At 64.4% G+C, this 24,219-nt stretch carries 25 protein-coding genes and 1 riboswitch; of the genes, 19 read left to right on the forward strand and 6 right to left on the reverse strand.

From position 1 onward, the window contains the following. The first annotated feature begins 3 nt into the window (after window positions 1-3). Both eutC and R2N16_RS07000 read left to right on the forward strand, forming a co-directional pair. The gene (gene eutC / locus R2N16_RS06995) at window positions 4-795 is read left to right on the forward strand and encodes an ethanolamine ammonia-lyase subunit EutC (RefSeq protein ID WP_316664909.1); all 792 of its coding nucleotides are present in this window, start codon (window positions 4-6) and stop codon (window positions 793-795) included. 64 nt (window positions 796-859) lie between these two features. Further along, a riboswitch (glycine riboswitch) is annotated at window positions 860-955 on the forward strand. A gap of 145 nt (window positions 956-1,100) precedes the next feature. After that, complete coding sequence (locus tag R2N16_RS07000) at window positions 1,101-2,354, forward strand: D-amino acid dehydrogenase (protein WP_316664910.1); 1,254 nt, start codon at window positions 1,101-1,103, stop codon at window positions 2,352-2,354. Between the two features lie 67 nt (window positions 2,355-2,421). On the opposite strand, the gene R2N16_RS07005 is transcribed toward R2N16_RS07000, so the two are convergent. After that, entirely contained in the window at window positions 2,422-3,486 is a 1,065-nt protein-coding gene (locus R2N16_RS07005; RefSeq protein WP_316664911.1) for a porin, read from the reverse strand. A 121-nt stretch (window positions 3,487-3,607) separates the two neighbouring features. After that, the gene (locus R2N16_RS07010) at window positions 3,608-5,494 is read right to left on the reverse strand and encodes a bifunctional sugar phosphate isomerase/epimerase/4-hydroxyphenylpyruvate dioxygenase family protein (RefSeq protein ID WP_316664912.1); all 1,887 of its coding nucleotides are present in this window, start codon (window positions 5,492-5,494) and stop codon (window positions 3,608-3,610) included. 131 nt (window positions 5,495-5,625) lie between these two features. On the opposite strand from R2N16_RS07010, the gene R2N16_RS07015 reads away from it, so the two are divergent. The 5 genes from R2N16_RS07015 (at window position 5,626) to R2N16_RS07035 (ending at window position 11,213) form a co-directional block, all read left to right on the forward strand. Further along, window positions 5,626-6,393 carry an IclR family transcriptional regulator domain-containing protein gene (locus R2N16_RS07015; protein ID WP_316664913.1) on the forward strand — a complete coding sequence of 256 codons (768 nt, stop codon included), beginning with the start codon at window positions 5,626-5,628 and terminating at the stop codon, window positions 6,391-6,393. 231 nt (window positions 6,394-6,624) lie between these two features. Further along, window positions 6,625-8,010, forward strand: a complete 1,386-nt coding sequence (locus R2N16_RS07020; RefSeq protein ID WP_316664914.1) for an MFS transporter — start codon at window positions 6,625-6,627, stop codon at window positions 8,008-8,010. A gap of 19 nt (window positions 8,011-8,029) precedes the next feature. Continuing rightward, entirely contained in the window at window positions 8,030-8,863 is an 834-nt protein-coding gene (locus R2N16_RS07025) for a shikimate dehydrogenase family protein (RefSeq protein ID WP_316664915.1), read from the forward strand. A gap of 4 nt (window positions 8,864-8,867) precedes the next feature. Then, window positions 8,868-10,058, forward strand: coding sequence for an MFS transporter (locus R2N16_RS07030; RefSeq protein ID WP_316664916.1), 1,191 nt, complete (start codon window positions 8,868-8,870; stop codon window positions 10,056-10,058). 81 nt (window positions 10,059-10,139) lie between these two features. After that, window positions 10,140-11,213 carry a 4-hydroxyphenylpyruvate dioxygenase family protein gene (locus R2N16_RS07035; protein ID WP_316664917.1) on the forward strand — a complete coding sequence of 358 codons (1,074 nt, stop codon included), beginning with the start codon at window positions 10,140-10,142 and terminating at the stop codon, window positions 11,211-11,213. Between the two features lie 78 nt (window positions 11,214-11,291). On the opposite strand, the gene ggt is transcribed toward R2N16_RS07035, so the two are convergent. After that, the gene (gene ggt, locus R2N16_RS07040) at window positions 11,292-13,022 is read right to left on the reverse strand and encodes a gamma-glutamyltransferase (protein WP_316664918.1); all 1,731 of its coding nucleotides are present in this window, start codon (window positions 13,020-13,022) and stop codon (window positions 11,292-11,294) included. A 145-nt stretch (window positions 13,023-13,167) separates the two neighbouring features. Further along, complete coding sequence (locus tag R2N16_RS07045) at window positions 13,168-13,644, reverse strand: Lrp/AsnC family transcriptional regulator (protein ID WP_316664919.1); 477 nt, start codon at window positions 13,642-13,644, stop codon at window positions 13,168-13,170. A gap of 110 nt (window positions 13,645-13,754) precedes the next feature. Between R2N16_RS07045 and R2N16_RS07050 the strand changes: the two genes are divergently transcribed. Next, entirely contained in the window at window positions 13,755-14,933 is a 1,179-nt protein-coding gene (locus R2N16_RS07050; protein WP_316664920.1) for a cystathionine beta-lyase, read from the forward strand. Window positions 14,934-14,944: 11 nt separating this feature from the next. On the opposite strand, the gene R2N16_RS07055 is transcribed toward R2N16_RS07050, so the two are convergent. Beyond that, a complete protein-coding gene (locus R2N16_RS07055; RefSeq protein WP_316665397.1) occupies window positions 14,945-15,397 on the reverse strand; it encodes an Lrp/AsnC family transcriptional regulator in 453 nt (150 codons plus the stop codon). Window positions 15,398-15,531: 134 nt separating this feature from the next. Between R2N16_RS07055 and R2N16_RS07060 the strand changes: the two genes are divergently transcribed. The 8 genes from R2N16_RS07060 (at window position 15,532) to R2N16_RS07095 (ending at window position 20,582) form a co-directional block, all read left to right on the forward strand. Continuing rightward, complete coding sequence (locus R2N16_RS07060) at window positions 15,532-16,434, forward strand: DMT family transporter (protein WP_316664921.1); 903 nt, start codon at window positions 15,532-15,534, stop codon at window positions 16,432-16,434. A 158-nt stretch (window positions 16,435-16,592) separates the two neighbouring features. Then, window positions 16,593-16,862, forward strand: a complete 270-nt coding sequence (locus R2N16_RS07065; RefSeq protein WP_316664922.1) for an H-NS family nucleoid-associated regulatory protein — start codon at window positions 16,593-16,595, stop codon at window positions 16,860-16,862. A gap of 122 nt (window positions 16,863-16,984) precedes the next feature. Further along, window positions 16,985-17,503, forward strand: coding sequence for a DNA-binding protein (locus tag R2N16_RS07070; RefSeq protein WP_316664923.1), 519 nt, complete (start codon window positions 16,985-16,987; stop codon window positions 17,501-17,503). 230 nt (window positions 17,504-17,733) lie between these two features. After that, window positions 17,734-18,000, forward strand: a complete 267-nt coding sequence (locus R2N16_RS07075) for a BufA1 family periplasmic bufferin-type metallophore (protein ID WP_316664924.1) — start codon at window positions 17,734-17,736, stop codon at window positions 17,998-18,000. A gap of 22 nt (window positions 18,001-18,022) precedes the next feature. Next, the gene (gene bufB, locus R2N16_RS07080) at window positions 18,023-18,892 is read left to right on the forward strand and encodes an MNIO family bufferin maturase (protein ID WP_316664925.1); all 870 of its coding nucleotides are present in this window, start codon (window positions 18,023-18,025) and stop codon (window positions 18,890-18,892) included. Then, window positions 18,879-19,637 carry an HvfC/BufC family peptide modification chaperone gene (locus R2N16_RS07085; protein ID WP_316664926.1) on the forward strand — a complete coding sequence of 253 codons (759 nt, stop codon included), beginning with the start codon at window positions 18,879-18,881 and terminating at the stop codon, window positions 19,635-19,637. The genes bufB and R2N16_RS07085 overlap by 14 nt, the downstream gene beginning before the upstream one ends. Next, window positions 19,634-20,104, forward strand: a complete 471-nt coding sequence (locus R2N16_RS07090) for a DoxX family protein (RefSeq protein ID WP_316664927.1) — start codon at window positions 19,634-19,636, stop codon at window positions 20,102-20,104. Before R2N16_RS07085 ends, R2N16_RS07090 begins: the two co-directional genes overlap by 4 nt. A gap of 61 nt (window positions 20,105-20,165) precedes the next feature. Further along, the gene (locus R2N16_RS07095) at window positions 20,166-20,582 is read left to right on the forward strand and encodes a BON domain-containing protein (protein ID WP_316664929.1); all 417 of its coding nucleotides are present in this window, start codon (window positions 20,166-20,168) and stop codon (window positions 20,580-20,582) included. Here R2N16_RS07095 and R2N16_RS07100 read toward each other — a convergent pair. Then, a complete protein-coding gene (locus tag R2N16_RS07100) occupies window positions 20,579-21,034 on the reverse strand; it encodes a hypothetical protein (protein WP_316664930.1) in 456 nt (151 codons plus the stop codon). The two genes, R2N16_RS07095 and R2N16_RS07100, sit on opposite strands and share 4 nt — an antisense overlap. A gap of 97 nt (window positions 21,035-21,131) precedes the next feature. Here R2N16_RS07100 and R2N16_RS07105 point away from each other — a divergent pair, with 97 nt between their 5' ends. From R2N16_RS07105 to R2N16_RS07115, 3 genes are all read left to right on the forward strand, one after another. After that, window positions 21,132-21,527 carry a MerR family transcriptional regulator gene (locus tag R2N16_RS07105; protein ID WP_316664931.1) on the forward strand — a complete coding sequence of 132 codons (396 nt, stop codon included), beginning with the start codon at window positions 21,132-21,134 and terminating at the stop codon, window positions 21,525-21,527. 158 nt (window positions 21,528-21,685) lie between these two features. After that, entirely contained in the window at window positions 21,686-23,056 is a 1,371-nt protein-coding gene (locus R2N16_RS07110; RefSeq protein WP_316664932.1) for a TolC family protein, read from the forward strand. 4 nt (window positions 23,057-23,060) lie between these two features. Then, window positions 23,061-24,218, forward strand: a complete 1,158-nt coding sequence (locus R2N16_RS07115; RefSeq protein ID WP_316664933.1) for an efflux RND transporter periplasmic adaptor subunit — start codon at window positions 23,061-23,063, stop codon at window positions 24,216-24,218. Window position 24,219 lies beyond the last annotated feature (1 nt).

The raw sequence follows: 24,219 nt of genomic DNA on the forward strand, positions 1-24,219 counted from the left end.
GACATGTCGAAACAGAACCTCGTTCAGCCGAACCCCTGGGCACATCTGCGCGCCTTTACCGACGCACGCATCGCGCTAGGCCGCGCCGGCAACAGTCAGACGACCGACGCCGTGCTCGCCTTTGGCGTGGCGCATGCCCAGGCGCGCGATGCCGTGCATTTGCCGCTAGACCGTGCAGCACTGGCCGAGGCGCTAGCGCAAAGCGGCTTCACTGCCCTCGCCGTGCACAGCGCGGCGGCAGACCGCACCCAGTATCTGCGCCGCCCCGATCTTGGGCGCCAGCTTGACGATGCCAGCCGGGCAACGCTCGCAGCCGCGCGGGCCATGCAGCCATTCGACGTGGTCTTCGTGATTGCCGATGGGCTGTCGGCGCTGGCCGCGCAGAGCCACGGTGTTCCGCTCCTGCATCGCGTGCGTGAGCGTCTGCCGAGGGATTGGTCAATCGGGCCCGTCGTCGTGGCCGAGCAATCCCGTGTGGCGTTGGGTGACGAGATCGGCGCGTTACTCGACGCGCGGCAGGTGGTGATGCTGATTGGCGAACGGCCCGGTTTAAGTTCGCCTGACAGCCTGGGCATCTACCTGACCCATGGGCCGCGCGTCGGCCGTACCGATGCAGAGCGCAACTGCATCTCGAATGTGCGCCCGGCTGGGCTGACCTATGACCAGGCAGCGACCAAGCTGGTGTTCCTGCTCAATGGCGCGCTGGCGCTTGGCCGCAGTGGCGTAGACCTGAAAGACGACACGCCAGCCGTTTCCCCCGAGTCAGCCCGACTTGCCGAACGTCACAACCCGTGACACACTCCCCTCCGCTGCCGACACCGGCAGCATGCAGGCGCGGCTGGCGCACCAACGACAGCTGCTACACGCCGCAGGAGAGACCGGGCTGAAATCTACGCCCGGCGCCGATGGAGCAACCACCCCGGAAACTCTCAGGCAAAAGGACTGTGGCGTCGACTGCGAATCTGGAGAGAGGCGTGCACGCGCGCGCCCACCGAAGGGGAAGGCGCCAGCGCTGCTGACGCCCAAGCTCTCAGGTCCCGAGACAGATGGGGTGAGCCGACCGGATCGTCCGGTCATGACATCACTCCATAGGGACCGCCATGACGCACATCGTCATCGTCGGCGCCGGTATCTCCGGCGTCACCACCGCTTACACGCTCTCGCAACTCGGCTATCAGGTCACGGTGCTCGACCGCCACCTGTATCCGGCCATGGAAACCTCGTTCGCCAACGGCGGGCAGCTTTCCGCCAGCAACGCTGAAGTCTGGAACAGCACCGGCACGCTGCTCAAAGGCATCAAATGGATGCTGCGCAACGACGCCCCTCTGCTGCTCAATCCCAAGCCGTCGTGGCATAAGTACTCATGGATCGGCGAGTTCGTGGCCAGCATCGCGCACTACCGCCGCAACACCATCGAAACCACGCGCATGGCCATCGAGGCACGCAAGCACCTGTTTGCGATGGCCGAACGGGAGCAGATCGATTTCGACCTGCAGAAACGCGGCATTCTGCACGTCTACCACGACAAGGCGAGCTTTGCGGCAGCAGGCAAGGCCAACGCGCTGCTCGTCGCCGGCGGGCTTGAGCGCCACGCCGTAAGCCCCGAAGACATTGCTGCCATTGAGCCGACACTGCGCGGCACCTACTACGGCGGTTACTTCACCGAATCCGACGCCACCGGCGACATCCACAAGTTCACGCGCGGCCTCGCACAGGCCTGCGCAAAGCGGGGCGTTCGCTTCATGCAAGGCGTGGATGTGCGGGATGTGGAAACCACTGAAGCCGGCGTTCGCCTCCGGCTGCAGACCACACTGGATGACCGCCTTTCCACCAAGGCGGCGAATGTCGTACAGGACCTTGCCGCCGACGCGATGGTCGTGTGCGCGGGCGTGGGCAGCCGGCAGATCGCGCAATTGGTGGGCGATCGCATCAACGTGTATCCGGTCAAGGGGTATTCGATTACCGTGCACCTGGACGACGACGCCAGCGTGCAAGGCGCGCCGTGGGTCAGCCTGCTCGATGAGAGCGCGAAGATCGTGACAAGCCGCCTGGGCACTGGCCGCTTCCGCGTGGCCGGCACGGCAGAGTTCAACGGCTACAACCGCGACATCCGTGCGGATCGCATCGAACCCCTGGTGGCCTGGACGCGCCGCAACTTTGCTATTGACACGTCGCGCGTGGTGCCATGGGCAGGCTTGCGCCCGATGATGCCGGACATGATGCCGCGCGTCGGCCGTGGGCGGCATGCACGCGTGTTCTACAACACGGGCCACGGGCACCTGGGCTGGACGCTGTCCGGCGCCACGGCCGCGATGGTGGGCGACGTGATCGCGCGCGACTGCCCGGTGCATTGATCGCAGCAAGAGAAAAAGCTCGCCAAGACTCTGGCGAGCTTTTTCATTGCGAGAACGACCAAAGCGGTCAGAACTTGTGCCGCACGCCCAGCATGACACCCAGGCGCGAGTTGTTGCCATACGTGTTGCCCGAGTTGCTGAACGTGGTCGCGCTGTTCAGCGCAATCCAGGCGCCCTGCAGGCGGGTGTAGTCAACTTCGGCGTAGACGTCGGTGCGCTTGCTGAAGGCGTAGTCGAGCATGCCGGCAGTGGTCAGGCGCTTGCCGCTCGCGTCGAGGTGCTTCATCCAGTCGTACTGCACGGTGCCGATGAAGCTCAGTGCGCCGGAGATCGGCACCTTCGCGCCCACATAAGCGGCCTGGTTCTTGTAGTCGGCCACGTCGAGACGGCTGTTCGTATAGCCCAGGTACCACGTGGCGATCGAGGTATCGAGCTTGCCACCAAAGCCCCAGACCGTCTGCTTGCTGGCCAGGGCTGCCGGCACTGCCCCGAAGAACGCCGATGACACATCGTGCGTGACCTGGTACACCGCGCCCACTTCCGCCGGTCCCATGCTGTAGACGATCGACCCCGCGCCGGCCGAACTCTTGCTGAAGCTGCCCGCGGCTTCGCCAAAGGTCCATGCGCCGGCAAGTTGCAGGCCGCCGAACGACTTGATGTATTTGAGCGTGTTGTCGTAGCGCAGGCCGGTGTAGTTACCACCCTGATAGCCGACAATGGAGTTGTTGGCAAACGCCATTGCCTCGTACGAAGACAAGACCTCGTGCGCCAGCGTGTACTGCCGGCCCAGGTAGAGCTTGCCGTAGTCGCCTTCCAGGCCGACCACCGCAGTGCGTCCGAACAGACGCCCGCCCTGCTGGCTACCGCCGGTATCGGGGAAGAAGCCCGATTCCAGAATAAACATGGCCTTGGTGCCGCCTCCCAGATCTTCCGTGCCGCGCAAGCCCCAGCGGCTGCCGGTCAGCACGCCGTCCATCATCTGCAGATTGCTGTTGCCGGCCGCGTTTTCGTGCGTGCTATAGCGGACGGTGGTGTCGATCAGCCCGTAGAGCGTGACACCGCCGGCGGTTTGCGCAGCCGCTGGCAGGCTCGTGGCTCCGAGCACCAGTGCGGCAATCATTGTCTTGTTCATGGCTCCCTTGTCTCCTCTTTGATGTGATGGGTATGGATGTGCGACGGCTGCCCGCGCAGCCGTGGTGTTGCGTGGATACCGCCCACGGCCGCACAACCGTGAGCGCCAAGGTTCTCGTGATTCAGTGGTCGGCCGTCGTGGTGCTGCTGCGGCTCAGTTGCGCCTGCACGGCCATGCGCACGGCAGCGTTTGCCGCGCCGTAGCCGAGGTAGCCGTTGCGCTGGACAAGCTCGAAGAAAAAGCGCTCGCGAAAGGGTTCGGTGTAGGTGTGCAGAAAATCGCCGTGCGGGTCGCGGTCGTAGAGCAGACCGTCGTCGTGCAGGCGGGTGAGCAGCGCATCGTCAAGCCCGAGCCGGGCTGCGACGTCGTCGTAGTAGTTCTCGGGCACGTGCTGCAGGTGGGCCGCGCCGCGGTCGATGGCTTCAACGGTTTCGAACAGCCGGTCAGTGCGAAATGCAATGTGATGCACGCCCGAGCCCGCATAGGCGGCGATGAACCGGCCGGTGGCCGTGCGCCCGCTTTCCGATACGTTGAGCGGAATCCGTACGTTGCGGTCGGGGCTCACCATTGCCCGGCTTTTCACCAGGCCGTACGGGTCGGCAATCTCCTGTACGGCTTCGGCTTGCATGCCGAAAATGGCCCGGTAGAACAGCACGAAGCTGTCGAGCCGGTGCGCGGGAAGCGCCTGCGCAACGTGGTCGATCGATGCCAGACCTGCTGCATCGTCTTGCACGCCAGGATGCAAAACGAAATCGCTTTCATAAATGCTGCGATCGGCCTGGCGATCATCGATCAGATAGAGCAGCGTGCCATCGGGGGCGCGCAGCGCGGGGATGCTGCGTTCGGCAGGCCCCACCGGCCCCCGCCACTCCTGCGCGCACAACATACGTGCGCGTGCCATGGCGCGCTCGGCATCGTCCACCTTCAGGCCGATCGCACAGACAGAGGGCCCGTGCAGCTCGAAATGCTCGGACGCCGCGCTGTCCTGCTCCATATTCAGGATCACGTTGACGCGGCCTTGCCGATACAGGTCAACCGCCTTGGAGCGGTGGTGCCCGGCCCAGGCAAAACCCAGCGCACGCAGGCGCGTTTCAAGCTCCCGCCCTGCCGCGGCATCCACGGCAAACTCCAGGAAATCCACGCCTTCAAATTGAGCGGCGGCGGGCAGTTCCGCACCGCCCGCTTCGGACTCCAGCCAGAGCAGCGAACGCATGCCGTCCAGCGCCGTCAGCCGCGCGGGCGCAGAGCGGAATTCATCATTGAAGACTTCCAGCGATAGCGGCCCGGCATAGCCAGCGGCAAGCAAATCGCGTGCAAAGTCCGTCACTGGCAGGTCGCCCTGCCCCGGAAAGTTACGGTGATGCCGGCTCCAGGACAGTACGTCCATCGACAACCTTGGCGCATCCGCAAACTGCACAAAGAAGAGCTTGTCCGCAGGTACCTCCTGGAGCCCCTGCAGCGAATCGCCCAGCGACAGCGTATGGAAGCTGTCGAGAATCAGCCCGAGCGCCGGATGGTCAGCCTGCTGCACGATCTGCCAGGCCTGGCGCCACGTCCGCGTGTGCCGCCCCCATGCAAGCGCCTCATAGCCGACGCGCAACCCGCGCCGCGCCCCTGCTTCTGCCATCTGGCGCAGATCGTCTGCCGCGCGCGCCGGGTCGTCGATGGCGATGTCCTGCACGTTGCTGCATACCAGCACCGTCTCGACACCCAACTCGGCCATCACGTCGAACTTGCGCTCGGCGCGCGCAAGGTTTCGGGCCAATGCCTCACGCGGCATGGATTCGAAATCGCGGAACGGCTGGTACAGCATGATCGCCAGCCCAAGGTCTGCCGCCATCTGCCGCACGCGGGCCGGCGAGCCGTCGAAGTTCAGCAGATCGTTTTCGAAGATCTCGATGCCATCAAAGCCGGCAGCGGCCGCCGCTTCCAGCTTTTCAGGCAGCGTGCCGGACAGGCACACGGTGGCAATGCATTTGGGATGGCGCGCTGCGCGGAGCGAATTCATGGCAATGCGTTGGTCTGACGATGCCCGCAGCGTAGGTGGGCACGCAGTGCATTCACAAGCGGCATTCGCGCAACAACGTGCGATGATCGTACAATCGTGCGCACATATCGCTCGTTTTTAGGGTTATCGCCATGACGAAGGAACCGCTGAACCGGCGCGACTGGATCGCCGGGCTGGAAAAAGGGCTCGCCATCCTGGAAGCGTTCGACCATGACCATCCGCGGCTAACCCCCACGCAGGCGGCCGAGTTGACCGGCCTCACCCGCACCGCCGCGCGCCGCTACCTGCTGACGCTTGAACACCTGGGCTACCTCACCAGCGAAGGCACGCTATTCAGCCTGACGCCGCGCGTGCTGAAGGTGGGCTGGTCGTACTTCGATTCGGCACGCCTGCCGCGCACGGTGCAGCCGTTCCTGCAGCAGGTCACGGCCGCAGTTGGCGAAGTGGCCTACCTCAGCGTGCTCGACGAGTGGGAGCTGGTGTTCATCTCGCGCACCAGCACGAGCCGCGTCATGAGCACCGGTTTCGTGCTGGGGGCGCGCGTTCCGGCGCCGCTCGCATCGGCGGGGGTGATGATGCTGGCCGCGCTGCCCGAACAGACCGTCCAGGCCTGGTTGGAGACCTGCGTGCTGACGCCCTATACGCCCTATACGATCCTGCAGCGCGACCGGCTGCTCGATGAGATCCGCAAGGCCAACCGGCAAGACTACGCCGTGGTCGAGCAGCAATTGCAGATTGGCGTCCGCGGGGTGGCGGTACCGCTGCGCGACCGTCATGGCAACGTGATCGCAGCGTTGAGCGTGAACATGCAAGTCGGCGCAGAAACGACCGAGCACGCCTTGCAGCGTGTGCTGCAGGTGCTGCAGGACACCGCACTTTCGATCATGCGTGTGCTGTAACTCGCCACGCACGTCCGTTGCACCAAGGCGTCATGCGTTGACACACCTACGGACTCGGAGAAACCCTTGAGTCGTTCGTTATTCGCACCATATTGTGCGATTATCGAACGCTTTCCAGCGACAGTCGCTTGTGCCCCGCCCTGGCGGCGGACTACGCTGCGTTGCGTGTACAGACGGCCCTTCATCGAACGCATTGCACGATAGGCCGCACAGATAAAACCGGAGACAACCATGACCGCAGCCCCTGCCCACGAGCCCCTGGGCAAGCACCAGTCGAAGAAAGCCGCCGCCAGCGGCTGGATCGGCTCGGCGCTCGAGTACTACGACTTCTTTATCTACGCCACCGCAGCGGCGCTGATCTTTCCGCAGATATTCTTCCCCAAGGGCGACCCGAAGACGGCGATCATCGCCTCGCTCGCCACCTATGGCGTGGGCTATGTCGCGCGGCCGATCGGCGCGTTCGTTCTGGGCCATCTCGGCGACACGCACGGGCGCAAGAACGTGCTGCTGTGGTGCATGTTCCTGATGGGCTTTTCGACCATCGGCGTGGGCCTGTTGCCGACGTATGACCAAGTCGGCCTGTGGGCGCCGACACTGCTGGTCATCATGCGCCTGATCCAGGGGTTTGCCGTGGCCGGTGAAATCTCGGGCGCCAGCTCGATGATCCTGGAGCACTCACCGTTTGGCCGGCGCGGCTTCTACGCGAGCTTTACGCTGCAAGGCGTGCAAGCCGGGCAGATTCTGGCGGCCGCCGTGTTCTTGCCGCTGGCGCACTACATGCCTGCCGACCAGTTCAACACCTGGGGCTGGCGCATTCCGTTCCTGCTGAGCTTCGTGGTCATCATTGCCGGCTACATCATCCGCCGCGAAGTGCACGAAACACCCGCGTTTACCGCTGAGCAACAGCAACAAGGCCGCCCGCGCTCGCCCGTGCTCGACGCTTTCAAATACAGCACGCCCGACATGCTGCGCGTGGTCTGCATGGCGCTGATGAACGTGATTCCGGTGGTGGCAACCATCTTCGGCGCGGCCTATGCGGTGCAGCCGGCTTACGGCATCGGCTTTGCCAAAGACATCTACCTGTGGATTCCGGTGGTGGGCAACATCGTTGCAGTGCTGGTCATTCCGTATGTTGGCGATCTGTCCGACCGCATTGGCCGCAAGCCGCCGATCGTGCTGGGCTCCCTGCTCGCCGGGGTGCTTGCCTTTGCCTACCTGTACGCCATCAGCATCAAGAACGTGCCGCTCGCGTTTGCCATGTCGATCCTGATGTGGGGTGTGGTCTACCAAGGCTACAACGCGGTGTTCCCGAGCTTCTATCCAGAGTTGTTCCCGACGCGCACCCGTGTGTCGGCCATGGCGATTTCGCAGAACATCGGTACTGCCATCACCGCCATGCTGCCAGCGCTCTTCACTGCCGTGGCGCCGCCGGGAGCCACCAACATCTGGTTGACCGTGGGCGCCATTGCCTTTGGCGTCACGGTGATTGCCGCCGTGGCCGCCATGAGCGCACGCGAGACCTACCGCATCCACATGGACGACCTGGGGCAGCCCACCGCCCAACCCGTCGACAAGGCTGAATATGCCCGCCAGCGGGCCGGAGCCTTGGCCGCCTGAAACACGCCTCTCCTGAACCATGATTTCTGGAAAAACCACCCTCATCGCCCACATCGGCTACCCGACCGAGACGTTCAAGTCGCCGATGATCTACAACCCCTGGTTCGAGCAAAAAGGCATCGATGCCGTTGTGGTGCCCATGGGGGTCAAGGCAGAGGATTACGCGCAGAGCCTCGAATCGATCTGCCGCTTCACCAACCTGCGCGGCGCGCTGATCACCATGCCACACAAGGTCACCACGGTGGATTTGGTCGATGAAGTCACGCCCGCCGTGCGCATTGCGGGCGCCTGCAATGCGGTGCTCAAGCGCGATGACGGCACCTTGCTGGGCGACCAATTCGACGGTGCCGGCTTTGTGCGCGGCGTGCTGCGCAAGGGGCGCCAGCTTGAAGGGGCGCGTGTGCTGCTTTCAGGAGCCGGCGGTGTCGGTTCGGCGATTGCCGCGTCGCTGGCGGCGGCCGGTGTGGGCGAGCTGGCCTTGTATGACACGCGCGCAGAATCCGCTGAATCGCTGGGGCGACGTCTGCGCGAGCACTACCCCGCGTTGCTCGTGCGCACCGGGTCGAATGATCCGGACGGCTTCGATGTCGTCGTCAACGCCACACCGGTGGGGATGAAGGAAGACGATCCGCTGCCCTTCGACGTGACGCGCATCGCGCCCAACTGCTTTGTGGGCGAAGTGGTCATGAAATCCGAGTACACGCCGCTGCTGCGCGCGGCGCTCGACAAGGGTTGCGACGTCCAGGTCGGTACCGACATGCTGTTCGAGATGATTCCCGCGTATCTGGAGTTCTTCGGTTTCGGCACCGCTTCCGCAGAGGAGCTGCGGCGCAGCGCAGCCATTGCATATTGAGCCGATGACGCGTCGCCCCCTGAGCTTTGCCCTGCTGCTGCCGTTGTTGCTGTCGGCACAGCCGGTTGCGACCGACAGTTACCTCCCCGCCCTGCCAGCCATTGCCCAGACGCTGGGATCGGCCAGCACGAGCCTCACGGTCTTCGCGCTGGCCTTTGGCATTGGGCAACTGCCGATGGGCAGCCTGGCCGATCGTTTTGGCCGCCGCCAGGTGCTGCTGATCGGGCTCGCATGCTACGCCATGGCTGCGCTGGCCGGCGCGCTGGCAACGACCGCTTCCATGCTGACCGCAGCGCGCGCCCTGCAGGGTTTCTCGATGGCCGCCATCCTGGTATGCACGCGCGCTGCCGTACGCGATCTGCACCCGGCACGCGATGGTCCGCACGTCATGGCGCGCGGTCTCACGGGGCTGGGCTTCGTGGCGTTGATGGCACCGATTCTCGGTGCCTTTGTCGCGCAACACGCAGGTTGGCGCTGGGTGCTGGCGGGCATGAGCTTCTATGCGATCGTGCTGTGGGCGATGTGCTGGTACGGCTTTGCCGAGACCCGGCAAGAGACGCACAACCAGGCAGGCAGCGTGCGTGAGATCTTTTCCAGTGCGGATTTTCGCCTCTGGGGGCTGCTGGCCGCCACAACCTACGCCGGCATCTTCTGCTTCCTGCTGCTTTCGCCGATGGTCTATATCGCGTACCTCGGCCTGTCACCCGAGCTTTACGGCTGGATACCGGCCGGCGGCTCGCTCGTCTATATCGTGAGTACAACCGGCTGCCGACGCCTGCTGCGTCGCCAAAGCCTCGTGCGGACGGTGCAGCAAGGCGCAACGCTCAGCCTGATCGGCGCCTGCATCCAGGGATTGGGCTGCTGGCTGCTTCCCGGGCATGCATGGCCGCTGCTGCTCGGGCACGGCGTCTATTGCATGGGCCACGGCATCCACCAGCCTTGCGGCCAGGCAGGCGCGGTGGGCGAGCTACCGCATCTTGCGGGGCGGGCGGTGTCATGGTCGGGCTTCATCATGATGCTGGCTGCCTTCTGCCTGGGGCAGACCGCGGCCGCCTTTGACAACCCATCGCACAGCCTCGGCGCCTGGCCCATGGTCGTGCCGATGATGCTTGCCGGCGCCGTGCTCGCGTGCATCGCCTTCCTTTGGCTACCAAAGCTGCAGAATCAGCCGGATCCACAAAGGGCTGCCGCATAACGACTGTTGGATGTGCATTGCCACGCGCGTGGTACACAATGCGGTGTCCTCATTCTTTGCTTCAGCCACAGGAGTTTGACCATGAGCCGCAACGCCGACCTGCCATTCAAGACCGCCGGCTTGGAGTTCATTGAGTTCGCCACCCAAGCGCCTGTCGCGCTCGGCCAGGTGTTCGTATCGCTCGGCTTCAAGGCCATTGCGCGGCACGTGAGCAAGGACGTCACGCTGTACCGGCAAGGCGACATGAACTTCCTTGTCAATGCCGAAGCCGATTCCTTCGCGCACCGCTGGGCAGAGGAATATGGCGTGGGCATCTGCGCCATCGGGATTCGCGTCGACGATGCACAGCGCGCCTATGACCGCACCGTTGAACTGGGCGCATGGCCGGCCGAGGCCGAGCCGATCGGCCCGAGCGAGCTGGTGATCCCGGCCATCCAGGGCGTGGGCGATACGCACCTGTATTTTGTCGACCGCTGGCGCGGCAAGCACGGCGCCAGGGGAGGCTTGGGCGATATTTCCATCTATGACATCGACTTCCGGCCGCTGGACACCGCGACCGCGCATGAGGACTGGCACCACGCCGGCGTTGGGCTGGCGCGGGTCGACCACCTGACGCAAACCGTCGGCCCCGGCCGCCTGCAGGATTGGATCGACTTCTACCGCAACCAGCTCGGCTTCAGTGAAATCCACGAACTGCATGCCAACTGGCACGTCGCGGCAGATTCCCGCGTGATGGTGTCATCGTGCGGCATGATCCGCATTCCCCTCTATGAAGAAGGCACGCACCGCGCGCACCTCATGCACGCCTACTTGCCCGACCACCCCGGCGAAGGCGTGCAACACATTGCGTTGGCCACCGACGACATCCTGCGCACAGCCACCGCGCTGGCCGCCAACGGCCTGACCTTCGTCGAGCCCCCTGCGCACTACTACGACACCGTCGACGCGCGCCTGCCCGGTCACGGGTTGGACCTGGAAGCACTGCGCCGGTACGGCATCCTGATCGACGGCGAGATCGTCGACGGCGTACCCAAACTGTTCCTGCAAACCTTCGTCAAACGCCACCCGGGCGAGATCTTCTTCGAGATCGTGCAGCGGCGCGGGCATCACGGCTTTGGCGAAGGCAATCTGCCGGTGTTGACGGCGCTGGCCTGATCGACCGTTTTCTGTGCCGCCCAAGAAAAAAGCCCGCATTTGCGGGCTTTTTCCATACTGCGGGTGCTGCAACGCCAATCAATAACCGGCTGCCAGCCCCGTGTTGCGACGCGGATCATTCGCGCCATAGAAGCGGTTGTTGCCGACCGGTTTGCCGCCCAGCGACGGCGCACCGACGATGATCGCCGCCAGGTGGTTGGCCGGCTGCGGCGCACCCAGGTTGTGGCCCATCGACGTCAGCATCTTGCGCGTATCTTCCGACAGCGCGTACGGCTCGACGTTGGTCACGTCCGGCAGCCATTGCTGGTGGAAGCGCGGCATATCGACGGCTTCCTGCACGTTCATGCCGTAGTCGATCGCGTTGATCATGGTCAGCATGACGGCCGTGATGATGCGGCTGCCGCCCGGCGTGCCCACCACCATGACGGGCTTGCCGTCCTTGGTGACGATGGTCGGGCTCATCGACGACAGCGGACGCTTGCCCGGGGCAATCGAGTTGGCCTCGCCCTGCACCAGGCCGTACAGGTTCGGCACGCCCACCTTGGCGGTGAAGTCGTCCATCTCGTCGTTCAGGATCACGCCCGTCTTGGCGGCCGTCACCTTTGCACCAAACCAGTCGTTGAGCGTATACGTGACGGACACTGCGTTGCCGTACTTGTCAGCAATCGAGTAGTGCGTCGTATTGCTGCCCTCGTGCGGCTCGACGCCCGGCTTGATGTCCTTCGACACACCGGCCTTCTTCGGGTCGATCACGGCACGGATCTTGGCCGCGTAGTCCTTGCTCAGCAGACGGTCCAGCGGGTTCTTGACGAAGTCCGGGTCGCCCAGGTAGCTGTTGCGGTCCACATAAGCGTGGCGCATGGCTTCGATCTGGTAGTGGGTGGCCTGCGCGGAATGCCAGCCCAGATCCTTGAGCGGATAGCCTTCCAGGATGTTCAGCATTTCGCAGATGATCACGCCGCCCGAGCTTGGGGGCGGTGCCGACACCACGTGATAGCCACGGTAGTCGCACTCGACCGGCGCCAGTTCGCGCGTTTTGTAGCTGACGAGATCCTCTTGCGTGATCAGGCCACCACCGGCCTTGCTCGACGCAGCAATGGCCTGCCCGACCCAGCCCTTGTAGAAGCCGTCGGTGCCCTTGCTGCTGATCTCGCGCAACGTCTTGGCCAGATCGCGTTGCACCAGCTTCTCACCCACCTGGAACGGCTGGCCCTTGTTCAGGAAGATCGCGCCGGATGCAGCGTCTTCCTGGAAGTCCTTGGTGGAGGTGTGCAGCATGTCGACATCGCCCTGATCGAGGACGAAGCCCTTGTCGGCCAGCGTGATAGCCGGCGCGATCAGTGCAGCGCGTTGCATGGTGCCGTACTTCTGGCGGGCGTATTCCATGCCCGACACGGTGCCCGGCACACCCACTGCCAGGTGGCCCTTGGTGGACGCGCCCTTGATGACGTTGCCGTCCTTGTCGAGGTACATGTTGGCGGTGGCGCCCTTCGGGGCGACTTCACGGAAGTCGAGGAAGGTCTTGCGGCCATCGGCCAGTTGGATGGTCATGAAACCACCGCCGCCCAGGTTGCCGGCAGCCGGATAGACCACCGCCAGTGCGTAGCCCACTGCCACTGCGGCATCCACCGCATTGCCACCGCGCTTGAGCACGTCGACACCGACCTTGCTGGCCAGATGCTGTGCTGCGACAACCATGCCGTTCTCCGCGGCCACGGGTGCGACGGATGCCGCGTGTGCGACGGTCGTGATGCTGATGGATGCGATTGCGGCGGTGATCCACCGCATGCCTGTTCTTGGATTCTGCATAGGAGCTCCTTTGGTACCTTCATGGACGCCGGTCGTGCCAGCGTACGTGTTATGGGCGCCCGAACCTTATCAAGCCGAGCGCTGGGGCACTATAGCCTCATCCCCGTATTGACGCTTTGGGCTGGCGGTGGAACGGCACGCAACGCTAGCCCAGCGGCACCTCGAGGCCGATCTTCACGCGGTTGAGCACCACGGCCGTGCGATACCACTTGATGTTGTCGTTGTCGTCGAACAGCCGACGCGCCAGGGCTTCGTACTCTGTCATCGTGGCCACGTTCAGGATCAGGACGAAATCGGCCTCGCCGGTCACGTAATAGCACTGCTGCACCTCGGGGCCGGAGAGCGCCTTCTTGAGCGCAGCCATCGCCGCGGTATTGGTGCGCTCGGCATGCACCTCAACGATGACGGTGATGGGTTTGCCCACCCGCTCTGGGTCCACCAGCGCCACGTTGCCGACGATGACGCCCGCCTCCTCCATCCGTTTGATGCGCCGCTGCACGGCCGCGGTCGATAGATTGACCTCCTCCCCGATCACGCGCAGCGGCGTGGTGTAGCACCGCTGCACAGCGTTGAGGATCGCGATGTCGAATGCGTCGAGTTCGAGCGATTTCTGTGGGGCCATAGCCGGCTCGGAGCGAGAAATTTTTGCGTCTGGCTGGGCAGAATAGCTGAAATTGCTCTGCGGACCTGACATAGGATTTCATGGTCCATTCGTTCGCAGAGGCCCGCCCCATGCATTGGCAATCCCAGCTCGTCAACCCGGAAACGCTTGCCCCTGGCGGCTTTCGGTCGTTGGTGACACCCGTCTACCGCGGTTCAACCGTGCTGTTCGACAATGCGGCGCAGGTCGTAGACGACTGGCGCCATGCGCAGCACGGCTATACCTACGGCTTGTACGGCACCCCGACCGCCATTGAACTCGGCGCGCGGATTGCGCAACTCGAACGCGCACGCCACAGCTTTATCGTCCCCGGCGGGCAGGCGGCCATCGCCCTCGTCTACCTGGCCTGCTGCGGCGCGGGCAGCCATGTGCTGGTGCCGTTCAGTGCCTACGGGCCCAACCGCAGCATGGCCGACGGCCTGCTCAAACGCATGGGCATCGAGGTCGAAACCTATGACCCGCTCATCGGTGCTGGCATCGGCGGCCTCATCCGCCCGAACACCACGCTCGTTTGGACCGAAAGCCCCGGCTCGGTCACGATGGAAGTGCAGGACGTGCCCGCAATCGTGGCAGCGGCGCATGCGCGCGGCGTGCCGGTGGCGCTCGACAACACGTACACGGCCGGCGTGTATTTCGATGCTTTTGCGCACGGCGTAGACATCAGCATGCAGGCGCTGACGAAGTACGTGGGCGGCCACAGCGATCTGTTGCTCGGGTCGGTCTCGGTCAACTCGGAAGCCATGTTCGAACGTGTGGGCAGCGCCTTCGCCGATCTGGGCATGGGCGCCTCGCCCGACGATTGCAGCCTGGCGCTACGTGGCTTGCAAACGTTGGGCCTGCGGCTCGAACGCCTGCAAGCCTCCACCTTGGCAGTGGCGCGCTGGCTGCATCTGCAGGATTGCGTTGCCAGGGTGCTGCATCCGGCGCTGCCGTCATGCCCTGGCCATGAACTCTGGAAGCGCGACTTTACCGGCGCAACCAGCGTGTTTTCGGTGGTGTTCCAGGAGAGCGTCTGCGCCGAACAGGTCAACGCCTTCATTGACGCGCTGCGCATGTTCAGGATTGGCATGAGCTGGGGCGGCACGAGCAGCCTGGTGATGCCATATCCGGCGCTGGCCCGACCGAATCGCCACTATCGCGGCCGCCTGGTGCGGCTCAATGTGGGGCTGGAGGCGCCGGAAGACCTGATTGCCGATCTGCGGCAAGCCATGGCCCGCGCAGCCATCCAGGAGCAGGCTGTCATCGCATAACCGCCGACACGTCAATCCGCCGGTGCAAGGGGCGGCGCACGCCGCTTCACCGGTTGGGTCTTGACGATGGCGGTATTGGTCTCGGCGTGATAAGCCACGCGATCAAGAATCTGGTCGAGCTGATCGATCGAGCGCACGTACAACCGGGCGATGAAGCAGTCTTCGCCCGTGACCTTGTCGCATTCGCCAATCTCGGGAATCTCTTCGATCAGCTTCTGCACGATATGCAGCTTGCCCGGCATCGGCCGCACCCGGACGATGGCCTGCAGCGTGTAGCCCAGCGCCGCGGGGTCAATCTCGACGGTGTAATGCCGGATCACGCCGCGCTCTTCCAGCCGGCGCAGGCGCTCCGACACGCTGGGGGACGACAGGCCCACCTGCTCAGCCAGTTGCTTGAGCGAGATGCGGGAATCGGTCAGCAGGACATCCAGAATGCGTTGATCCAGCGCGTCAATCGTGTTCACCATATCTCCCGTCGCCCATTCAGGCATTCTGCCTTATTTCATTAGAAAGAATGCTTATTTTGCCTTAGAAATGCAATGGAAGTCAGGCCATCCGCATGCGATCCTTATTGCATCCAAGGCTCAAGGTGATTCGCATGAACGATAAGACGCGCGGCACGGTGGAGATGACCACCGCCATGGTCATCTCGGGGACGATCGGCTGGTTTGTCGTCCGCTCAGGCCAGCCGGTGACCGACGTGGTGTTCTGGCGCTGCGTGTTCGGCGCGCTGACGCTGCTGGGCGTATGCGCCGGCTTGGGTTTGCTGCGCGGTGCGATCACGTGGCGTCGCGCCGGCATTGCCGCGCTGGGCGGCGTGGCCATCGTCATCAATTGGCTGCTGCTGTTTGCGGCGTATCCGCGCGCGTCCATCTCGATTGCCACGGCGGTCTACAACACCCAGCCATTCATGCTGGTGGGGCTGGGGGCACTGTTTCTGTCGGAAAAACTGACGGCGACCAAGCTCACATGGTTGGCCATCGCCTTCATCGGCGTCGTGCTGATCGTGCAGGTGGGGCCTGTGGCCAGCATGGGTACCGATTACCTGACGGGCATTGCGATGGCGCTGGGCGCGGCGTTTGCCTACGCGGTGGCCGCGCTCCTGATCAAGAAGCTGGCCGGTACGCCGCCGCATCTGATTGCACTCATCCAGGTGTGCGTGGGCGTACTGATGCTGGCACCGCTGGCCAACCTGTCGCATCCGCCGGCCGATGCGCATACGTGGGTGATTCTTGTCACGGTGGGCGTGGTGCATACGGGATTGATGTACATCCTGCTCTATGGCGCCATCCAGCGGCTGCCGACGCATCTGACGGGGTCGTTGTCGTTCGTCTATCCGATCGTTGCCATCGTGGTGGACATCATTGCGTTCGGGCATCGGCTGCAATTGGCGCAGTTTTTGGGCGCGGGGGCGATCCTGCTGGCGGCGGCAGGCATGAACCTGGGGTGGTCTCCCTATCGATGGTTGCGGGCGCAGGCCGATTCACCCGTTTCGAAATAACGCAATACGCGCAATAGGCCGCCGCGTTCGCAACACGAATGGGCGGCCCAACTGCTGTTATTCTTGTGCGTTTTCCGCTGGCGCCCGGCGCGCCCTGCGCCTGCCTCTCTCTCCCGTTGGCAGCCGGCGGACAGAAACCCCAAAAGCATACGTACAAGATGAAGGAAGGTCACCCGCCGGAGCTGGGTCGCGAAACCGCGATCGCCTGGATCCTGGAACAAATGCAAACCTACGACCTGTCTGTCGAAGATCTGCAGGCGCATGGCTGCTTTGACGCGCCTCCGCCACCGCCCGCGCCACCCGCACCCATCGGCCCGGTCTACATGAGCGCCGACGGCCAGCACTGGGACGGCTCGGGCGACATGCCCGACTGGCTGCAACGCGCCGTCAACGCCGGACAGAGCATCGAGCATTTCCGCGTGAGCTGAGGCGCTAGCAATGCAGGTACGCCGGTTGCGTGGTTGTTGGCGCAAGCGCTGCCGGTTTGCTGATCTGTGAGTTGATCCACTGCATTGCCGGCCGGCGCTCCAACTCAACGGAGGACGTCATCATGCCGGAACGCAAAACCGTAGAACGTGCGCGCGCCGACAAGCGCCACGGCAAGGCCGCCTCGACCCAGGCGAGCAACTTCGTGAAGGAAGAGATGGATCACATCCGCGAAGGCAAGCACGGTGCGAAAAACACCAAGCAGGCCATTGCGATTGGGCTATCCAAGGCACGCCGCTCTGGCGTTGCCGTCAAACCGCCGGGGGAAGGCAAGGCGTCGGCCGCCACGCGCAAGAAGGCGGAACAGGACGTCAAGGCCGGCAGCAAGAAAAGCAGCCACGCCAGTGCCAGTAACGAATCCACGGCCAAGCGCAGCAAGACCACAAACCGCACGCTGAAGAAGGAAGGCCATTCGGCGGCATCCAAGGCGTCGCTCTCCAAGCAAGCGCATAGCGCGGCCTCCAAGCGCTCGAGCAGTGAGCGCTCGGCGGCCGCCAAGAAGGGCGCCGCCACCAAGGGTGCGGCGGGCCGATCCGCTGCCGCCAAGAAGGCGGCGCGCACCCGCGCTGCGCACGCCAGGTAAATTTTTCCTGTTCAGCCTGAAGGCGACCCCATACGGGTCGCCTTTTTTATTGCCGGTTTGCCCCATAAAAAAAAAAGCTAAAAAAATTTCTGTTCTCCGTGTCAGGAACGGGCATGTGCGCCGACGAAGGTGCACGGAACACATCTGCGCGATGCCGCAATGCACCGTACGGCGAGGGATTCCACCCTGTCCGCCGTTCAACGACACCTGTTCACTCAAGGAGAACGCAAATGAAACAACACGCCATGATCGCCGCCGCTCTGGGTAGCCTGCTCGCACTGGGTGCACTGTCGACGCCAGTGCACGCCGCCGATGCCGCCGGCAAGGAAAAATGCTACGGCGTCGCCAAGGCCGGCCAGAACGACTGCGCCAGCCCCGGCAGCGCTCACGCCTGCGCCGGCCAGTCGAAGATCGACAAAGACCCGATGTCGTGGAAGTACGTACCCGCCGGCACCTGCGCGCAGATGGGCGGCATGATGCAGGCACCGTCCAAGTAACGCGCGACGCCGGGTGACCGCCATGCAGACCGCTCTGCCAACCTGCGCCGGCGCAGGCCTGCGCGCGCCGCACTTTCCAGCCCTGCTGCACGGGAAAGCCCGCTTCCCGTGGGTGGAAGTGCACAGCGAGAACTATCTGTATGGCGGCCCGGCCCGCGCGGCACTGCTGGCCGCGCGAGCGCACCAGCCCGTGAGCCTGCACGGCGTGGGCATGGGACTCGGCAATGCGGATGGGCTGGACCTCGACCACGTTCGCGCCATTGCCTCGCTGGCCGATGCAGTAGCACCCGCCGCCGTTTCCGAGCACCTGTGCTTTAACCGCAGCGGCGCGCAGGTCGTCAACGATCTGCTGCCGTTGCCCTATTCCCGCGAATCGCTCGATATCGTCTGCGCCAACGTCATGCGTGCACAGGACATCCTCAAGCGGCCGCTGCTGATCGAAAACATTGCCGCGTATATCGACTGCCGCACACTGGTCGACGCAGAAGAAGCCGTCTCCGAAGGCGCATTCTTGACCGCCCTCGCGCGACGTACGGGCTGCGGCATCTTGCTGGACCTGAACAACCTGTACGTGAACAGCGTCAATCATGGCGCGACCGTCGAATCGGTGCTCGCCGATATCGACCCTGCGCGCGTCGGCGAGATCCACCTGGCGGGCTTCAGCGTGGAAGACGGCATGCTGATCGACACGCATAGCGCGCCGGTTCATGCGCCCGTCTGGGCGCTGTACGAAGCATGGATCGCCAAGCACGGCGCACGCCCAACACTGATCGAATGGGATGCTGAGCTGCCGCCCGTGCAGGTGTTGCTGGAGGAAGCCGCGCGCGCCCAAGCGATGCTTGACCGCCATGCCGACGCCCCCATGCAGGAGCCAAGCCATGCGACTGCCTGAATGGGAAGCGCACGTGATCGGCGCCCTCACCAATCCCGCAAGCAACGAAGAAGCGCGCGGCATCGCCATCTACCGCAACGCGCGCCTGGCAATTCTGCGCAACGCGCTGGCGGGGGCATACCCGGTCTGCCGAGCGCTCGTCGGCGACGACTGCTTTGATGCGCTCGTGCGCGACACGCTGGCCGCGCAGGCGTCCACATCACCGAATCTGCATCGCTATGGGACCGCGCTGCCCGAAGTCGTTGCGCAATCCCCGTTGGCGCGCAGCCTGCCCTATCTGGCTGACGTGGCGCGACTGGAATGGTGCGTGCACTGGGCGCATTTCGCACCGGATACCCACGTCGAGCCGACGAGCCCCAGCCTGCTCGCACAGCCTGCACAGACCCTTCGCGCCGGGCTGGTCGAAGGCGCGCAGTGGATGGCATCTGCGTGGCCGGTGGTGTCGATCTGGCGGGCACATCAGCCCCACGCAGACATCGCGCTCAACGAAATCGACCTGGGTGCAGGGGAAGCCGCCGCGATTGCCGTGCGCGGGCATCGCGTTGCCGTGCTCGATCTGGATGCCGCCACGGCTGCGTTCCTCGCCGCTTGCGACGCTACGCCATCGCTTCAGGCAGCGCTCGAAACCACGCTGGCCCAGCGGCCGCATTTTGATTTGACCGCGTGCCTGTCTGGCCTCTATCGCTCGGGGCTGCTCGCGCTGTCTGCATGTCCAACAACACCGCCTACCGGAGACACGCCATGAACACCCTCACCCCGACCTTTGCCCCGCTCACGCGCATCCGCGCGTCGCTTGACCGGCTTGCCGGCCCGCAAAGCGCGCTCTGTTCGTTCATCCTCTTGATCGCACGCGCGTATCTCTTCTACGTGTTCTTCCGCTCGGGCTTGACCAAGCTGCACGACTGGGATACCACGCTGCTGCTCTTCACCGAGGAATACAAGGTGCCGCTGTTGCCGCCCGCGCTGGCAGCTGCGCTTGGCACGTTTGGCGAACTGGTCTTCCCCTCGCTGATGCTGGCCGGCATCGTGCCGCGGCTGGCGGCGGCGGGGTTGTTCTTCGTCAACGCGGTGGCGGCGGTGTCGTACTGGGCCAATCTGTCGGCATCGGCCATCGAGTTCCATTTTGTGTGGGGCGTGCTGATTGCGCTCGTGGCAACGGTGGGGCCCGGTTGGCTTGCGGCGCAGACCCTTTGGCAGCGCCGCACGCGCTAAGGGAATTGCGCGCGCGTCGGGCTTATGATGTGGACTTGTCGCCCTCTCTTCAGGAGCATCGATGCGCTTTCCTCAGTTGTCCTTCGCTGCCTCGGCCGGTGTGTTGGCTGCAATCGGCGCCGCAGCACTTCTTACGGCCTGCGCCTGGGGCGATAGCCTGAACACCACCGGCGCACGCATGCTCGACGACTCGCTGCTGTCGTACCAAGTCAAGGCGGCGTTGGATCAGGACACGGCGCTCAGCACGCGCCAGATCCGCATCCGCTCCACCCCAGACGGCAAGGTCACGCTGACAGGCTGGGTCGATACCCTGGAAATGGCCCGCCGGGCCGGCGACGACGTCAAACGCTTTGTTGACCCGGCCAAGCTCGACAACCAGTTACGCGTGCTCTCACGCATGCAGGTGCTCGGCGGCGGCCCCCTGATCCCGGCCGGCTTGCCGCCCGCCGCACCGGCCAGCGCCCCGGCCGCGCGCTAATCAAGCGCTTGATCGCTTAAACACTCAAGCCCAGCCGCCTGCGTGCCCGTACGCTCGGGCACGCGACCCACGGGCACCGATTGCAGCAGCCCGAAGCCGATTTCCGCGACAAGGAACGGCACCACCAGCAGCGTGGCGCCCCATGCCAGCGCATACGCCTGCCACGCCGCAAACAGGCTGCGTGCCACGGCGTCGTACCGGCCCAGCGCCACACTCGGCTGTCGGATCCGCAGCACCGACCACACGCACACCACTGAACCCATCAGGTTGGCCATCAGCAGATGCGCCGGCTCAAATGCCGGCAAGCTGCCGATGCCCAGCGCGTGCGCCAGTAGGCTGAGCCCCTGATGCAGCAATGCAAAGGTCCACGGCGTGGCAAACGGCAAGGTCACGATCAGGTCATACCAGGCGCTGGCGCGCACAAAACGTAGGAAAGTCGATTCGGAAACCATGGCGGAACTCCATGAGTGAAGTGGATGAGCCGTCACGGTAAAGCCTGGTGTACGCTCCAAGGTCAACCCCCCGCCACCCTTCTCTTTCGGAACCGCCATGCCCGCCGCCCTCCCCGCTCCCGACGCGGGCCCCCACGACCTTTCCATCGGCGAACTGGCCGCCGCCACCGGTGTCTCGCGAGATGCCCTGCGCTTTTACGAGGCACGCGGGCTAATCCGCGCGCGTCGCCGCGGCAACGGTTACCGCGCCTACCCGCCCGAAGTCGTGGAACTGGTGCACTACATGCGCACGGCGCAGCAACTGGGTTTCACGCTCGCCGAAATCGGCGAAGGGATGACACAGGTGTGGCAGCAACCCGACACCGATACAGCCGTTACCGCGTTGCTGCGCGAGAAGTTGGCCGCCATCGATGCCCGCATCGCGAGCCTGCAGGCCACGCGCGATGCACTTGCCACCCGCCTCGGCATGCCTTGCCCGCTTGCAACCGCCTGAGACGTCCGCCATGTCTTGTCATATAACTGTCGCAGACTGCCGCCGCAGGGCGGGTTTTTGCGCGTTTTTTCCGCGCCCTGACGGCTTGCTGAGTCGTGAAAGGCGCTTGAAAGTTCGCGTCGGTAAAAACGCTCCCGTCTCAAGGGGAGTCTGCTGCAGTGAAACATCGGGGTGCGTTCCATCCACGGGCAAGGGCCGTGTTGTGCGCGGTAGCCTGCCTGCCATTTGCCGCTGCCTGGGCAGCCACGCCGGCATCCGTGCCCGCTGCAGCCAGCATGCCGGTCGCAACCATGCCGCCGATCCAGCGTTCTGTGCCGGGCGTGACGGGCGCCGGCTTCAACCTGGTCGAACTGTTGCAAGAGCTCAAAGGCAACAACCCGCAGTTGCTCCAGGCGCGCCACAACTACCTGTCGGCCAAGTCGATACCGCCGCAGCTTGCCTCACCCAATAACCCGCAGCTCGGTTACATCTGGAACAGCATCCCGAAGGGGTTTCCGCTGGCGGTCAACCGCGCGGGCGGTAGCCAGTACAACCTGACTCAGCAGATCCCGTTTCCGGGCAAGAAAGCGCTGGCGGCCGAGATTGCCGATCGCCAGGCTGAATCGCTGAACTCGCAAAACGACGCGCTGTACCTGCAGCTCTACGCGCAGCTTTCCACCACGTACTACCAGGCGATCGCGCTGCAGAAACAGATCGATGTACAGAAGCTGACCATCACGCGCCTGGAGCAGGTCAAGCAGATTACGCGCGTGCGTTACGCCAACAACGCCGCTGCCTACGCCGACTTCCTTAACGCACAGGTCATGCAGAGCAGCGCGCAGAACGACCTGTTCGCCGCGCAACGCCAGTACGACAGCACGCTGCAGACACTGAACACGCTCATCGGCAAGGAGCCGAGCTTCCCGCTCGTGCTGCGGGCCGACGACGAGTCGGTACGCCTGCCCGAAGAACCGCTGCCGGAGCTGGAAAACCAGGCGCTGCGCGAGCACCCGTCGATCAAGGCATCAGCCGAGCTGATGGACGCCGCGCGCAAGAGCGTGACGCTGGCGCGCAAGGCTTACCTGCCCGACTTCCAGGTCATCGCCACCGTCACGACGGACAACCCCCCGTATGGCGTGCGCCCAAACAGCTACCAGATCGAACTGGACGTGATCATCCCGTTCTGGTTCCTGACCAAAGAGAAGTACGGCGTGAATCAGGCGGTGGAAAGCCAGATCGCCACCGAGGCGAATGACGTGTCGGTGCGCCAGCAGACGTTATTGGCCGTCGATACCGCCTACAACACGCTGCGCCAGACACTTGCGCAGCTCGACTTCAACAAGCAACGGCAACTGCCGCAGGCGCTGGCGGCCTATCGCGTGACGATGACCAACTACGCCAGCAACAACGCCGACTTCAACGACCTGCTCACCGCCCAGGGCGCCCTCAAGAACGCCGAACTGTCGGTCGCCCAGGCACAGGCCACGGCCCTGCAGGCCTATCACGCGCTGCTCGCGGCCACCGGCCGCTCGCCGGTTCAAGCTCAATAACATCATGAAGAAGTTCTCTCCCGTTGTTGCCGTGATCGCGTTGGCGGCAGCCCTCGCTGTTGGTGTGGTGGTCGGACGCAAGTGGCCTGCCACTGTGCCGGCCGAGAACGCAAAACCCACTGCCACCGCTGCCACCGCTGCATCGGCTCCGGCTGCCGCCGCGCGCCCGAAACCCGACTCTGTAGAAATTCCTGCCGGCGGCTTCGACCCGCAGCAGGTGAAGGTCGCGCAGGTCAGCCAGCTGTCGGTGCCGGTGGAGCTGTCCACGCCGGGCAAGCTTGCCTACAACGCCGAGCGCACCAAGCTTGCGTCGGCGCGCGTGGCTGGGCGGCTGGACCAGATCCTCCTGTTCGAAGGTGCGCCGGTGCGCGCGGGCCAGCCAATTGCGCAGTTGTACGCCCCGGACTTCATTTCCGCGCAGAAGGAATACCTGCTGGCGCTGAATACCGCCCGCCAGCTCAAGGGTTCCAGCATGAAGGATCTGCAGGACGACGCGGACGCTACCGTGCAATCCGCCGCAGGTCGCCTGCACGTGCTGGGCATGTCCGATGCCGATGTCGCGCAGATCGCCAAGCGCGGCACGCCCGCTGAACACCTCACGCTGCGCGCGCCCATCTCGGGCACGATCGTCAAGCGCAACATGGACCCTGGCGCCTTCCTGAACGTGGGCGACTCGTTCATGAGCATCGTCGATACGCGTGTGTTGTGGTTCACGGGCAATGTGTATGAGAACGACATCGCCAGCGTGCGCATCGGCCAGCCGATCTCGCTGCGCGCGTCGGCATATCCGGACCGCGAGTTCACCGGCCGCGTGAGCTTTATCGCCCCGAACATCGACCCGGCAACACACACGTTGACGGTGCGGTGCGACGTGCCCAACCCCGACGGCCTGCTGCGCCCCGAGATGTACGCCACGGCACGCATCCAGACGGGCAGCGGCCAAGCCACGGTGGTGCCGAAGTCCGCCCTGGTGAAAGACCACGGCAGCTACTACGTGATCGTGCAGAGCGATGCCACGCACTTCAAGCGCGTGGAAGTGCACGGCAAAGACACCGGTACCGATGGCAACTTTGCCGTGACGGCCGGGCTTGAGGCTTCGTCGCAGGTGGTGGTGCGCGGCGCCGCGCTGCTCAACGAGATGATCGTCAAGGCGGGAGCGTAGG

Source organism: Ralstonia psammae (assembly GCF_958405935.1).
In the GTDB taxonomy this organism is placed as follows: Bacteria; Pseudomonadota; Gammaproteobacteria; order Burkholderiales; family Burkholderiaceae; genus Ralstonia; species Ralstonia psammae.